Below are 12,871 nucleotides of genomic sequence, written 5' to 3'. Positions count from 1 at the left end.
CTTTGCGCCCTCAGGCGCTGACGCTCGCGGGAACGTCCTTGTTGCGGTCGCCATGGATGTAGAGCGGGCGCGACTTGCCCTCGACCACCTCGGGACCGATCACCACCTGCTCCACCGAATCGAGGCCGGGCAGGTCGTACATCGTCTCGAGCAGGATCGTCTCCAGGATCGAGCGCAGGCCGCGGGCGCCGGTCTTCCGCTCGATGGCCTTGCGGGCCACCATGGAGAGCGCCTCTTCCTGGAACGTCAGGTCGACATTCTCCATCTCGAACAGGCGCTGGTACTGCTTCACCAGGGCGTTCTTCGGCTCCTGCAGGATGCGCTTGAGGGCGACCTCATCGAGGTCCTCCAGCGTCGCCAGCACGGGCAGACGGCCGACGAACTCGGGGATCAGGCCGAACTTCAGCAGGTCCTCGGGCTCGACATTGCGGAAGATTTCGCCGGTGCGGCGGTCGTCCGGGGCCTGCACGGTCGCGCCGAAGCCGATCGAGGTGCCCTTGCCGCGCGCCGAGATGATCCGCTCCAGCCCGGCGAACGCGCCGCCGCAGATGAAGAGGATGTTGGTGGTGTCGACCTGCAGAAATTCCTGCTGCGGGTGCTTGCGACCGCCCTGCGGGGGCACGGAGGCGACGGTGCCTTCCATGATCTTCAGGAGGGCCTGCTGCACGCCTTCGCCCGACACGTCGCGGGTGATCGACGGGTTGTCGGACTTCCGCGAGATCTTGTCGATCTCGTCGATGTAGACGATGCCGCGCTGCGCCCGCTCGACGTTGTAATCCGACGCCTGGAGCAGCTTCAGGATGATGTTCTCGACATCCTCGCCGACATAGCCGGCTTCGGTCAGCGTCGTCGCGTCGGCCATGGTGAAGGGCACGTCGAGGATGCGGGCGAGGGTCTGCGCGAGCAGAGTCTTGCCCGAACCGGTCGGCCCGATCAGCATGATGTTGGACTTCGCCAGCTCGACGTCGTTGTGCTTCGAGGCGTGGGCGAGGCGCTTGTAATGGTTGTGGACCGCGACGGAGAGAACCTTCTTCGCGAAATCCTGGCCGATGACGTAATCGTCCAGGACGCGGCGGATCTCCTTCGGCGTGGGCACGCCGTCGCGCGATTTCACCAGCGAGGACTTCGATTCCTCACGGATGATGTCCATGCACAGTTCGACACACTCGTCGCAGATGAACACCGTCGGGCCCGCGATCAGCTTGCGGACCTCGTGCTGGCTCTTGCCGCAAAACGAGCAGTACAGCGTGCTCTTCGAGTCGTTGCCGCCAGTCTTGCTCATATCGGTCTCCGTTCGCGGGTGCGACGCCAGCCCCGGGGCGCACGCGCATCTTCTAAGATCTAAGGGCGCCCGCCTAAAGAAACAGTCACCTGCGCGCTTTCTGCCGGTAGGTCAGACTCGCGATGCAAGCATGCTGCCGCGACGGGATCAAGGCAAAGCCACATTGGCGGCCCGCCTCTAAAGGACGCGCCGGGGCCGCCATGCGGCCACGGCGCGGTCGAGATCAGGCTGCGGCCGGCTCGGGACGCTTCTGGATCACTTCGTCGATCAGGCCGAATTCCTTGGCCGCGTCGGCGGTCATGAAATTGTCGCGCTCGAGCGCCTGGACGATGGTGTCGTAGTCGCGACCGGTATGCTTCACGTAGATCTCGTTGAGGCGCTTCTTCAGCGCTTCGATCTCGCGGGCATGGATCAGGATGTCCGTGGCCTGGCCCTGGAACCCGCCGGACGGCTGGTGGACCATGATTCGGGCGTTAGGCAGGGCGAAGCGGTGGCCGGGCTCACCGGCGGTGAGCAGCAGCGATCCCATCGAGGCGGCCTGGCCGACGCAGAGGGTCGTCACCGGGCAGCGGATGAACTGCATCGTGTCGTAGATCGACAGGCCCGACGTCACCACGCCACCGGGCGAGTTGATGTAGAAGGAAATTTCCTTCTTCGGGTTTTCGGCTTCGAGGAACAGCAACTGCGCGACGATCAGCGAAGCGCCGTAATCTTCGACCGGGCCGGTGAGGAAGATGATCCGCTCACGCAGCAGGCGGGAATAGATGTCGAACGCACGCTCGCCGCGGCTCGACTGCTCGACCACCATGGGAACGAGTGCGCTGTTATAATAGTCGACCGGATCTCTCATCATTCTCGTGCCCCAGGCTTCAAGGGGTCCAGCCGCGCGAATGGCGCGCGAGCCGGACGTGTCAGCGAACTACGGCGGCGGTGAACGCCGCCTTTACATCCAAGCCCGCCGCCCTTTTCGGAGCCTCGAGCTCAATCGGCCTTTGCGACGGCCGGGAGATCGTCGCCCGAAGGAGCCTGGGATTTGTCCGTCTCCGACTCCGTCGATCCGGCGCTGGCCGCATCGGCGTCCTCATCCGCGAACAAAGCATCCTTCGAAACAGGCTCTTCGACCAGCTTCACCTGGGCGAGGACATGGTCGACGACCTTCTCCTCGAACAGGGGTGCGCGAAGCTCGGCCAGGGCCTGTGCGTTCTTCCGGTAGAAGTCCCAGACCTGCTGCTCCTGCCCGGGATACTGCCGGACACGGGCGATCAGGGCCTGGTTCACCTCGTCGTCACTGACCTTGATATCGGCGGTCTCGCCCACCTGCGCAAGCACCAAGCCGAGACGGACGCGCCGCTCGGCGATCTTGCGGTACTCGGCCGTGGCCTTTTCCTCGGTGGTTCCCTCGTCCTCGAAGGTCTTGCCGCGGGTCTTCAGGTCCTGCTCGACCTGGGCCCACACGGCAGCGAATTCCTGGTGGACGAGGCTCGGGGGCAGGTCGAAAGCGTACTTGCCGTCGAGGGCGTCGAGGAGCTCCTTCTTGAGCTTGCGGCGCGACTGGGCCTCGAAATCACCACCGAGGGCGCCGGCAACGGCTTCCTTCAGCTTCTCCAGCGATTCCATGCCGAAGCCCTTGGCGAGCTCGTCGTCGATCTTGGTCTCGCCCGGAGCCTGGATCGCCGTGACGGTCACGTCGAACTCGGCATCCTTGCCGGCGAGGTGCTCGGCACCGTAGGCCTCGGGGAAGGTCGACTTCACCACCAGCGACTGGCCGACCTTGGCGCCGACCAGCTGGTCTTCGAAGCCGGGGATGAACGAGCCCGAGCCGAGCTCCAGATCCACGCCTTCGCCCTTGCCGCCGTCGAACTCGACGCCGTCGATCTTGCCGACGAAATCGATCGTGACGCGGTCGCCCGTGGCGGCCTCGGCGCCCTCGTCCTTCGGGGTGAAGGCGCGGTTCGAGGAGGCCATGCGGTTGATTGCCTCGTCGACCTCTTCGTCGCTGGGCTTGGCGACCTGCTTCGTCAGGGTGACGTCGGACAGGTCGACGAGCTCGAAGCTCGGCAGGACTTCGAGGGCGACGTTGAAGGACAGGTCGTCCTTGGCCTCGAGCGCCCGGTCGACGATGGAAGCCTCACCGGGGAATTCGATCTTGGGCTCGAGGGCGAGCTTGAGGTTGTTGTCGGTGACGATCTTCTGGTTGGCCTCGTTGACCGCGTTCTGCAGCACGTCGGCCATCACCGAGCGGCCGTAGAGCTTGCGCAGATGGGCCACCGGCACCTTGCCGGGGCGGAAGCCCTTGATCTGGGCCTTGTCCTTGAGGGTGGACAGCTCGGTCGTCAGGCGCTCTTCGAGCTCCTTGGCGGCCAGAAGCACCTGGAACTCGCGCTTCAGACCCTGGGAGAGTGTCTCGGTCACCTGCATCGTCGTCTTCCCGCTGTCGTCCGTGTGATCGGTCAAAAAATCTCGAATGGCGCCGCCGTCGAGGGCGGGACACCACAGGCGGCGTTTGACAAAGCACGCCCGACCGGAGGCCGACTCCGAGCGGCAGAGCGGGCCGGCCATCGCTGTGAGCCATTCCGTTCCCAACGGCGAAGGCTGGTGCGGGCGGAGGGGCTCGAACCCCCACGACTCTCGTCACTGGAACCTAAATCCAGCGCGTCTACCAGTTCCGCCACGCCCGCAAGCGCCAACGCCCGGCGTGCCTTTTCAGCCGCCAGAGCGCGGTCCTATAGCATGCGCGCGCAAGTCCGCAGCAAAAAAATAAGACCTCGCCCATCAGGGGCGTGGCGGCGGTTGGCGCCGCGCGGGACCGCCGTCTACAAGCGGGCGAAAGCGCCGGATGCGCCTGAGCATCCCTTCATTCCCGTCCGAGGTGACATGCCGAGTTCCGACCTGAAGAATGACCGCCCGCCCTCGGAGACCGGCGGCCTGTCCCGCCGTTCGCTGATCGGCCGGGCGGCGGCCCTCGGCCTTGCCGGACCGGCCTTCATCACGGGCGCGGGGGCGCAAACCGGATCGGGCAAGGCGACCCCAAAGGCAGCGCCCGTGCCGGCCAAGCCGGCCGAGACCAAGCCAGCCGAGACCAGGCCGGCCGAGCCGTTGCCCGAACCGCGCGCGCTCGTCGCCGGACCGGGCACGAACCGCCTGAAACCCGAGCCGGCCGCCGAGACGCCGATCTGGACCTTCGACGGCAAAGCGAGCCTTCCCGTCATCCGGGCGAAACTCGGCGACACCGTCCGCCTGCGCGTCGAGAACAAGACGGACAAGCCGCTCTCCCTCCACTGGCACGGGGTCCGCAACCAGAACGCCATGGACGGCGTCGGCGGCGTGACCCAGCCGCCGATCGCTCCGGGTGCGGACTTCACTTACTCCTTCGTCCCGCCGGATGCGGGCACGTTCCTGATCCGGCCCCTCGTCGTGGGCGGTTCGAGCGAACCGTCGGGGCGGGGCCTTGCCGGCGCGTTGATCGTCGAGGAGACCTCGCCGCCCTCGCTCGACCAGGACCTCGCGCTGCTGATGCAGGATTGGCGGCTGGAGGAGAACGGCGCGCTGATGCCGTTCGGGCAGGCGGCTTTCGCCGCGGCCTCCGGGCGCCTCGGCAATCTCGTCACCATCAACGGCAAGCCGGCCCCCGAGGCGATCGAGGTCCGTCCGGGATCGCGCATCCGCCTGCGGCTCGGCAATGTCTGCAACGCGCGCGGAACCCGCATCCGGTTCGAGGGCGCCAAGGTCTACGTTGTGGCCGTGGACGGCCAGCCCACCGACACGTTCGAGCCGTTGCGGGCGACGCTGCCCTTCCCCCCCGGCACCCGCTACGACCTGATGCTCGACATGCCGACGGAAGCCGGCGCCAGCGTCACGGTCAATGCCCTGGTGGGCAACGGCCTCGTCCTGGCGACACTCACTGCCAAGGGCCAGCCGGTGACGGAGAAGCGTCCGCCGATCGCACCGGTGGGCGAGAACAAGCTCCTGCCCGCCGAGGTCAAGCTCCAGAACGCAATCCGCCGCGACATCGCGATCACCGGCGGCGCCAAGCTCGACAAGGACAAGCCCAACGCCGAACCGGCCTATTCCGGTGATCCGAATCGGGTCTGGGCGATCAACGGCATCACGGGAGCCTCCGGCACCGCTCCCTCCTTCACGGTGAAGCGCGGCCAGGTTGTGGTCCTGGCGATCCGGAACGACACCGCCTTCCCGCAGGCCCTGCACGTCCACGGCCACGCCTTCCGGCTGCTTCACCCGCTGGACGACGGCTGGGAGCCCTATTGGCTCGACACGTTCCAGCTGCTCGAAGGCCGTACGGCCCGGATCGCCTTCAAGGCGGACAATCCCGGCCGCTGGGTCATCGGCTCCACGGTGCTGGAGCGGTTCGACACCGGATTGTGGACGAGTTTCGAGGTTACTTGACCAGACCGGCGAGAACCCGCGGCATCATCTCCGGCAGGTCCTCGGCGATGAGGCCTGGCCCATGCCGCAAGCCGGCATCGCCGTGGAGCCAGACCGCCGCGCAGGCCGCCTCGAAGGCCGGCATGTCCTGCGCCAGCAGGCCGGCGACGAGGCCGCCGAGAACGTCGCCCGAGCCGGCGGTGCCGAGATAGGGCGTGGCGTGGTCGTTGATGGCGGCGCGTCCGTCGGGCGCGGCGATGATGGTATCGGCGCCCTTCAACACCACCACCGCCCCGGCGACAGACGCCGCCCTCAGCGCCCGTTCGAGCTTGCTCGCCTTCGGGTCGACGGCGTCCGTATCGGCGAAGAAGCGGCCGAACTCACCGGAATGCGGGGTCAGCACTGCCTGCCCCCCGCCATCCGCGATGAGGCTCGCCAATTGGTCGACCTGACCCTTGAAGCTCGTGAGCGCGTCGGCGTCGAGGACGAGGCTTCGCCCGACGCCGGCCGCCACGGCGACACGCTCGCGGGTCGCCTCGCCGCTCCCCATGCCGGGGCCGGCGAGGATGACGTTGAGGCGCTCGTCCACGAGGAGATCGTCGAGGTCGTCGGCGGTCTCGCATGGCGTCAGCATGATCGCGGTGAGATGCGCGGCGTTCTCGGCCATGGCGGCGGTGGGGGAGGCCACGGTGACGAGGCCGGCCCCGACCCGCAACGCCGCCCGCGCCGCGAGACGGATCGCCCCGGTCTTGAAGGCGGGCCCGGACAGGGCGAGGACATGCCCCCTGGTGTATTTGTGACTGACGGCGTCGAGCCTCGGGAAATCAGAGTCCCAGAGACCCGGCCCGTTGCGCCAGACCCTCGGCGTGCCGGCCAACCCCTTTTCGACGGCAGCGTCGCCGATGCCGATATCGGCCACATGGAGATGACCGCAATGGTCGCGGCCCGGCTGCAGCAGGTGGCCCGGCTTGAGCGCGACGAAGGTCACCGTCTCGCGCGCCCTGAGCGCGACCCCGCGTAAAGCGCCCGTATCGCCGTCGATGCCGCTCGGGATGTCGACGGCAAGAACAGGCACGTTCGCCGCAGCGACCCACTCGACCATGGCCCTCGCCGCGCCGTCGAGGTCGCGGGACAGGCCCGCCCCGAACAGGGCATCGATGACGAGGGCGGCCCCCACCGGATCGGCCTCGGATAGGACGGGCCCCTGCCAGTCAGCGGCGGCCAACGCGGCGTCGCCCGTCAGGCTCTCCACCGGCGCGGTGCAGACGAGATCGACCGCATAGCCGCTGCGTTCGAGGAGGCGGGCGGCAATGAGACCGTCCCCACCATTGTTGCCGGGTCCGCAGAGGACGATGATGCGGGAGGGCGCGGCGACCATCGTGGCGGCCCTCTCGGCCACGGCGGCGCCCGCCCGGCGCATCAGCTCGATCCCCGGAACGCCCGCCGCTATGGCGGCGGCGTCCATTCTCCGCATCGCTTCGACGGTGATCAGACGGTGTGGGGGCATTCGAAACTTCGCCTTGTCCATGTGTTCATGCCTGCGCACCGCTCATGCCGCGCCGTTATTTCAGGCGCAAAGCGGGCTTGGCTGAAACGATTTGCATTCGTTGCCTACCGAATGGGCAATTTAACGCCTGTCTCGGGGAAAACGGCGTGGCGAAGGCCGTGCCGCGATGGTAGGAAAAGGGCCCGGAGCAGCATTCAGGTCAGGCCCGTTCGGCATGAAGAAGATCGAAGCGATCATCAAGCCATTCAAGCTGGACGAGGTGAAGGAGGCCCTTCAAGAGGTCGGCCTTCAGGGCATCACCGTGATCGAAGCCAAGGGGTTCGGCCGGCAGAAGGGCCATACCGAGCTCTATCGCGGCGCCGAATACGTGGTCGATTTCCTGCCCAAGGTGAAGCTCGAGATCGTCCTCTCCGACGCTCTGGTCGAAGGTGCCGTGGAAGCCATCCGCAAGTCGGCCCAGACCGGACGCATCGGCGACGGCAAGATCTTCGTCTCGACCATCGAGGAAGCGATCCGCATCCGCACCGGCGAGACCGGCACCGACGCGATCTAGCGCCCGCTTCCGGCGAATGTTCCGGCATGGCTCCGGCCGGCCGGCGGCGACGGTCGAACGGAGCGATGGGGCGAAGGCGCCGGCCTGTTACAATCCGGCCAAGCGCGGCTCTAGCCTCGCGCCGCCCTAGAAGCTAAGTCCCTCGCGCACGCCCCTTCCCAATCCGCGGCACGCCACCGCGTGGTGCGGCAAAACCACGGCCGAGACAGGCTGAGCCTCGAAGGAGACACAGGGATGGCAAAGACCGCCGATCAGGTCCTCAAGGAAATCAAGGACAACGACGTCAAGTACGTCGATTTCCGCTTCACCGATCCCCGGGGCAAGTGGCAGCACGTCACGTTCGACGTGTCCCTCGTCGATGAGGAAATCTTCGCCGAAGGCACGATGTTCGACGGCTCGTCGATCGCCGGCTGGAAGGCGATCAACGAATCCGACATGCTGCTGATGCCCGACCCGGCGACGGCCTGCATGGACCCGTTCTTCTCGGCCTCCACCATGTCGATCGTCTGCGACGTGCTCGAGCCCTCGTCCGGCCTGCCGTATTCGCGCGATCCGCGCAGCACCGCCAAGCTCGCCGAGGCGTTCCTCAAGTCCACCGGCATCGGCGACACGATCTATGTCGGCCCCGAGGCCGAGTTCTTCGTGTTCGACGACGTGAAGTTCGGCTCCGACCCGTACCATACCGGCTTCCAGCTCGATTCGGTCGAACTGCCCACCAACGGCTTCACCGATTACGAGGGCGGCAACCTCGGCCACCGCGTCGCCACCAAGGGCGGCTACTTCCCGGTGCCGCCGCAGGATTCGGCGCAGGACATGCGCGGCGAAATGCTGGCCGCCATGCAGTCCATGGGCGTCAAGGTCGAGAAGCACCACCACGAGGTCGCCTCGGCCCAGCACGAGCTCGGCATGAAGTTCGACACGCTGACCCTGCTCGCCGACCATATGCAGATCTACAAATACGCGATCCACAACGTGGCCCAGAGCTACGGCAAGACCGCGACCTTCATGCCGAAGCCCGTCTACGGCGACAACGGCTCGGGCATGCACGTGCACCAGTCGATCTGGAAGGACGGCAAGCCGATCTTCGCCGGCGACAAGTATGCCGATCTCAGCCAGGAATGCCTCTGGTACATCGGCGGCATCATCAAGCACGCCAAGGCGCTGAACGCCTTCACCAACCCGTCCACCAACTCCTACAAGCGTCTGGTGCCCGGCTACGAGGCCCCCGTGCTGCTGGCCTACTCGGCCCGCAACCGCTCGGCCTCCTGTCGTATCCCGTGGACGACGAACCCGAAGGCCAAGCGCGTCGAGGTCCGCTTCCCCGATCCGATGGCGAACCCCTACCTCGCCTTCTCGGCCCTGCTGATGGCCGGCCTCGACGGCATCATCAACAAGATCGATCCGGGCCCGGCCATGGACAAGGATCTCTACGACCTGCCCCCGCGCGAGTTGAAGAAGATCCCCACCGTCTGCGGCAGCCTGCGTGAAGCCCTCACGAACCTCGACCGCGACCGCGCCTTCCTCAAGGCCGGCGGCGTGTTCTCGGACGACCAGATCGACTCCTTCATCGAACTGAAGATGACGGAAGTGATGCGCTACGAGATGACCCCGCATCCGGTCGAGTTCACGATGTACTACTCGCTCTGAGAGCGGGCCGGCCGGGCGGCTCGCCCGGCCTTTCGGACAATGCGCGACGCCGGGGCCTCGAAAGGGGCTCCGGCGTTTCGCGTTTCACCCCCCCCGATTTCGTAACTGATGTTATGCTATTATTCCTTTATAGGTACAATAGCTTGATCAAGGGGGTGAATCCGATGTCGTCGAGCGCAACGGCCCTTCTGCGGGCGAGATGGCTGATCACGTCGTGCCGTGTTCAGGTCGCGTTTCAGCGGTTGCGTCTGTCGCTCCGTGCGTACCACGCCGATCAACCCCGCGTGCCGGCCGGACATCCGGACGGCGGCCAATGGACGGACGGCGGTGCGGGCGACGGATATGATTCCGGTGACGATGCGCGGATCGTCCACGTCTCGGATGACCTCAACCGTCGGTACACGGTCGTGCTCTCCGAAGAAGAGGTGCGCGGCGGCCATACGCTTCGCGAGCATGTCGGTAAGACGGACGCGCAGATGATGCAGCGCGTCCAGTCCAGCAAAAGGAGATTTCTGTTCGTAGACTATGGCCTCAGGCGAGATGGCACGTTCGAGTCTGTGGAGACCGCAAACGATCTCATCAACCGCACCTTGGAACAGAACGCCTCCGAAGTTGATGACGTCGCAACCGGGAAAAAGGCCAATGCATTCCTAAATTCCCGATTTGGATACAAAACTGGTCGGGAAGCCTACACGGCGGGGCAGCTTGAGCCGTACATGCGTACGACTTACGGTGTCGGAATCTTTATCCTTCACGATCCGGGCAACCCCCGCGGGTACCGCATCCATACCGCCTATCCGCGCAACGACGGAGATTGACATGCGAGCGTCCCCGGAATTCCTGACGTTCGGCCGTTGGTTCATGCAGGACATCGGTGGCGGCGCGCCGACGCTCGACGAGATGTACGATTTCGTTCTCAACCTCTTCCGCGGCGAGGAGCGCGTCCGGTTGCGGCAGTTCATCGACCGCGCCCTCCGCGAGGCGTCCGACGAGACGTTGAAGGGATTGTGGAAGGAGACGGACGCCGACATCTACTTCCCCACCGCGCAGGATCTGCGCGCATTCCTGACCGGCGCCCGCGACCGGCTCTGAACGCCGTTTCGTTCGCCCTGCGCGACGCCGATCCAAATCGGCCGCCGATATTCACCCATCTGCCGGGCACCTCGGGTCCCCTCTCCTGGAAGGAAAGGGGACCCGTCGCGCCTCATGTCGAACCCCGGTTGGATAGAGCGAGTAGCCCACAAGGGGGAGAGGGACTCGCTTCGCCTGAAGGAGCAGACGGGTGAACCCGGTCGGTCAAAAACTCCGCGTCGGCCGGTCGAGGACGCTGCGTCCCATCAGGCTGGCGGCGAGATCCGTCATCAGGATCGCGGTGCGGCCGCGCTCGTCGAGGAACGGATTGAGCTCCACGAGGTCGAGGCTGCGGACGAGGCCGCTATCGTGCAGCATCTCCATGGCGAGATGCGCCTCGCGGAACGTCGCCCCGCCCGGAACCGTGGTGCCGACGCCGGGCGCGATGCCGGGATCGAGAAAATCCACGTCGAGGCTCACATGCAGCCACCCGCCGACAGCGGCCACCCGTTCGAGGAAGGCCTTCAGCAGGATGCCGATGCCGAACTCGTCGATGGCGCGCATGTCGTGCACGGTGATCCCGGCCTCGCGGATCGTCCGCCGCTCCGCCGGATCGACGCTGCGCAGGCCGATCATGCAGACGTTGTGCGGTTTCACCGGCGCGACGGGCGGCGGCAGGTAGGGGCCGAACCCCTTGAGACCGATCGCATAGGCCATCGGCACGCCGTGGAGATTGCCGCTCGTCGTCGTCTCCAGGGTGTGGAGATCGGGATGCGCGTCGAGCCAGAGCACATGCAACTCGCGGCCCGCCTCGGCCGCCCGCCGGCTCATGCCCGAGACCGTACCGGCCGAGAGGCTGTGATCGCCGCCGAGGAAAATCGGCAGGCCCTCGCCCCCGGCCCGATAGGCGGCCTCGCTGAGCGCCGACGTCCAGCGCGCGAAGTCGGAGAGGTTGGTCACGCTCGGATTGGGATGGGCGACGGCCTCGCCGGGGGGAGGGGCGATGTTCCCGCGATCCTCCACCACCAGGCCGAGGGAGGTGAGGGCGCCGCCCAAACCGGCGGCCCGGTAAGCGCTCGGGCCCATGTCGCAGCCCAGCCGGCTCGTGCCCTCCTGGACCGGCACGCCGATGAGGATGCAGCGTTTCTCGTCCATGGGTTCATTCTCCGATCCGCCGACACCATAGGGGCCGCGCACGACAGCCGTGAGGCACGGGTCGGCGGATCGTCATGGCGCCGCAGGATCGGGACCAGCCCGGCCCTCCGCCCGAAGCAGCATCCCGAACAGGTCGCGGGGATCGTCCGGGTCCGCCAGCAGGTCCAGATCCTCGAAGAAGCCGGTGCCGGCCAGCACCGAGCGGAGGTATCGCAGGGCGGAGAAATCCTCGACCGCGAAACCGACGGAATCGAACAGCGTGATCTGCCTCTCGTCGCGCCGACCCGGCACCTCGCCGGCGATCACCCGCCAGAGTTCGGTGACGGGGTGATCGGCCGGCAATTGCTGGATCTCGCCTTCGAGCCGGGTCTGGGGCGCGTATTCGACGACGATGTCCGAACGGCGAAGGATGTCGGGGTGGAGCTCGGTCTTGCCGGGGCAATCCCCGCCGACGGCGTTGATGTGGATGCCGGGGCCGACGAGGTTGTCGGTGAGGATGGTGGCGCATTGCTTGTCGGCCGTCGCCGTGGTGACGATGTCGGCGCCCTCCACCGCCTCGGCGGTGCTCGAACAGATCGCGATCCGGAAGCCGAACCCCGCGAGGTTGCGCCGGCACTTGGCGCTGGCGGCCGGGTCGATGTCGTAGAGGCGCAGGGAATCGATTCCGATCAGCGCCTTGAAGGCCAGGGCCTGGAACTCGGCCTGGGCGCCGTTCCCGATGATCGCCATGGTCCGCGCCCCTTTCGGGGCGAGGTATTTCGCCGCGACCGCCGACATGGCGGCGGTGCGCAGAGCCGTGAGGATCGTCATCTCGGTGAGCAGCATCGGATAGCCGTTGCCCACATCGGCCAGCACGCCGAAGGCGGCCACGGTCTGGCGCCCGCTGCGGGCATTCTTCGGGTGACCGTTGACGTATTTGAAGCCGTAGGTGGTGCCGTCGCTGGTCGGCATGAGTTCGATCACGCCGTCCGCGCTGTGGGAGGCCAGGCGCGGCTGCTTGTCGAACAGGTGCCAGCGCCGGAAATCCTCCTCGATCGTGGCGGCCAATTCCCGCAGGAACCGCTCGACGCCGATCGCCAGGACGAGCCTCATCATGTTGTCGACGCTGACGAAGGGAACGACATTCAGTTTGTCCGCCATGACGCCTCGTCTCCCGGACCGATACCGAATCGATCATAGGCAGGATGCGCGCCCGCGCGAGGCGGCATAGCCCTTGCTGCGATGGGAGAGGGCGAAATGGGCAGGGCAACATGATCGGCACCTCTCGCCCCGG

11 protein-coding genes and 1 tRNA gene are annotated in these 12,871 nt (G+C 66.5%); 5 read left to right on the top strand and 7 right to left on the bottom strand.

Annotated features, from left to right (window positions below; translation table 11 throughout):
• Nucleotides 1-10: 10 nt before the first annotated feature.
• The 4 genes from clpX to IPV08_RS02540 form a co-directional block, all read right to left on the bottom strand.
• The gene (gene clpX, locus IPV08_RS02555; RefSeq protein WP_019904739.1) at nucleotides 11-1,282 is read right to left on the bottom strand and encodes an ATP-dependent Clp protease ATP-binding subunit ClpX; all 1,272 of its coding nucleotides are present in this window, start codon (nucleotides 1,280-1,282) and stop codon (nucleotides 11-13) included.
• A 223-nt stretch (nucleotides 1,283-1,505) separates the two neighbouring features.
• Nucleotides 1,506-2,132, bottom strand: coding sequence for an ATP-dependent Clp protease proteolytic subunit (locus IPV08_RS02550; protein WP_026176059.1), 627 nt, complete (start codon nucleotides 2,130-2,132; stop codon nucleotides 1,506-1,508).
• A gap of 131 nt (nucleotides 2,133-2,263) precedes the next feature.
• The gene (gene tig, locus IPV08_RS02545; protein ID WP_056430576.1) at nucleotides 2,264-3,700 is read right to left on the bottom strand and encodes a trigger factor; all 1,437 of its coding nucleotides are present in this window, start codon (nucleotides 3,698-3,700) and stop codon (nucleotides 2,264-2,266) included.
• A gap of 175 nt (nucleotides 3,701-3,875) precedes the next feature.
• A tRNA-Leu gene (locus IPV08_RS02540) sits at nucleotides 3,876-3,960 on the bottom strand.
• Nucleotides 3,961-4,156: 196 nt separating this feature from the next.
• Between IPV08_RS02540 and IPV08_RS02535 the strand changes: the two genes are divergently transcribed.
• Nucleotides 4,157-5,686 (top strand): multicopper oxidase family protein, encoded by a 1,530-nt coding sequence (locus tag IPV08_RS02535; RefSeq protein ID WP_207410610.1) that lies wholly within the window; start codon nucleotides 4,157-4,159, stop codon nucleotides 5,684-5,686.
• Here the strand turns inward: IPV08_RS02535 and IPV08_RS02530 are convergent.
• Nucleotides 5,679-7,172, bottom strand: coding sequence for an NAD(P)H-hydrate dehydratase (locus IPV08_RS02530; RefSeq protein WP_207410608.1), 1,494 nt, complete (start codon nucleotides 7,170-7,172; stop codon nucleotides 5,679-5,681). The two genes, IPV08_RS02535 and IPV08_RS02530, sit on opposite strands and share 8 nt — an antisense overlap.
• Nucleotides 7,173-7,386: 214 nt before the next feature.
• Here IPV08_RS02530 and IPV08_RS02525 point away from each other — a divergent pair, with 214 nt between their 5' ends.
• The 4 genes from IPV08_RS02525 to IPV08_RS02510 all read left to right on the top strand — a co-directional run bounded on the left by IPV08_RS02525 (nucleotide 7,387) and on the right by IPV08_RS02510 (nucleotide 10,464).
• Nucleotides 7,387-7,725 (top strand): P-II family nitrogen regulator, encoded by a 339-nt coding sequence (locus tag IPV08_RS02525; protein ID WP_003600526.1) that lies wholly within the window; start codon nucleotides 7,387-7,389, stop codon nucleotides 7,723-7,725.
• A 234-nt stretch (nucleotides 7,726-7,959) separates the two neighbouring features.
• Nucleotides 7,960-9,372, top strand: a complete 1,413-nt coding sequence (glnA, locus tag IPV08_RS02520; RefSeq protein ID WP_207410606.1) for a type I glutamate--ammonia ligase — start codon at nucleotides 7,960-7,962, stop codon at nucleotides 9,370-9,372.
• Nucleotides 9,373-9,515: 143 nt separating this feature from the next.
• A complete protein-coding gene (locus IPV08_RS24410) occupies nucleotides 9,516-10,190 on the top strand; it encodes an RNase A-like domain-containing protein (protein ID WP_246747744.1) in 675 nt (224 codons plus the stop codon).
• A gap of 1 nt (nucleotide 10,191) precedes the next feature.
• On the top strand, nucleotides 10,192-10,464 hold the full coding sequence (locus tag IPV08_RS02510; RefSeq protein ID WP_207410605.1) for a hypothetical protein: 273 nt from the start codon (nucleotides 10,192-10,194) through the stop codon (nucleotides 10,462-10,464).
• Nucleotides 10,465-10,668: 204 nt separating this feature from the next.
• Here the strand turns inward: IPV08_RS02510 and rocF are convergent, their stop codons facing one another.
• Both rocF and IPV08_RS02500 read right to left on the bottom strand, forming a co-directional pair.
• Nucleotides 10,669-11,598, bottom strand: a complete 930-nt coding sequence (gene rocF / locus IPV08_RS02505) for an arginase (protein WP_207410604.1) — start codon at nucleotides 11,596-11,598, stop codon at nucleotides 10,669-10,671.
• A gap of 72 nt (nucleotides 11,599-11,670) precedes the next feature.
• Entirely contained in the window at nucleotides 11,671-12,738 is a 1,068-nt protein-coding gene (locus IPV08_RS02500) for an ornithine cyclodeaminase (RefSeq protein ID WP_207410603.1), read from the bottom strand.
• Nucleotides 12,739-12,871: the final 133 nt, after the last annotated feature.

This window comes from Methylobacterium sp. SD274 (assembly GCF_017355285.1).
In the GTDB taxonomy this organism is placed as follows: Bacteria; Pseudomonadota; Alphaproteobacteria; order Rhizobiales; family Beijerinckiaceae; genus Methylobacterium.
Note: the sequence above shows the minus strand (reverse complement) of the source record. Positions and strands in the feature narration are given on the sequence as shown.

Coding starts and splice junctions, on each gene's coding strand:
- IPV08_RS02510 (WP_207410605.1), top strand. CDS start 10,192: ATGCGAGCGTCCCCGGAATTCCTGACGTTCGGCCGTTGGTTCATGCAG.
- rocF (WP_207410604.1), bottom strand. CDS start 11,598: ATGGACGAGAAACGCTGCATCCTCATCGGCGTGCCGGTCCAGGAGGGC.
- IPV08_RS02500 (WP_207410603.1), bottom strand. CDS start 12,738: ATGGCGGACAAACTGAATGTCGTTCCCTTCGTCAGCGTCGACAACATG.
- clpX (WP_019904739.1), bottom strand. CDS start 1,282: ATGAGCAAGACTGGCGGCAACGACTCGAAGAGCACGCTGTACTGCTCG.
- tig (WP_056430576.1), bottom strand. CDS start 3,700: ATGCAGGTGACCGAGACACTCTCCCAGGGTCTGAAGCGCGAGTTCCAG.
- IPV08_RS02525 (WP_003600526.1), top strand. CDS start 7,387: ATGAAGAAGATCGAAGCGATCATCAAGCCATTCAAGCTGGACGAGGTG.
- IPV08_RS02550 (WP_026176059.1), bottom strand. CDS start 2,132: ATGAGAGATCCGGTCGACTATTATAACAGCGCACTCGTTCCCATGGTG.
- IPV08_RS02530 (WP_207410608.1), bottom strand. CDS start 7,172: ATGCCCCCACACCGTCTGATCACCGTCGAAGCGATGCGGAGAATGGAC.
- IPV08_RS02535 (WP_207410610.1), top strand. CDS start 4,157: ATGCCGAGTTCCGACCTGAAGAATGACCGCCCGCCCTCGGAGACCGGC.
- glnA (WP_207410606.1), top strand. CDS start 7,960: ATGGCAAAGACCGCCGATCAGGTCCTCAAGGAAATCAAGGACAACGAC.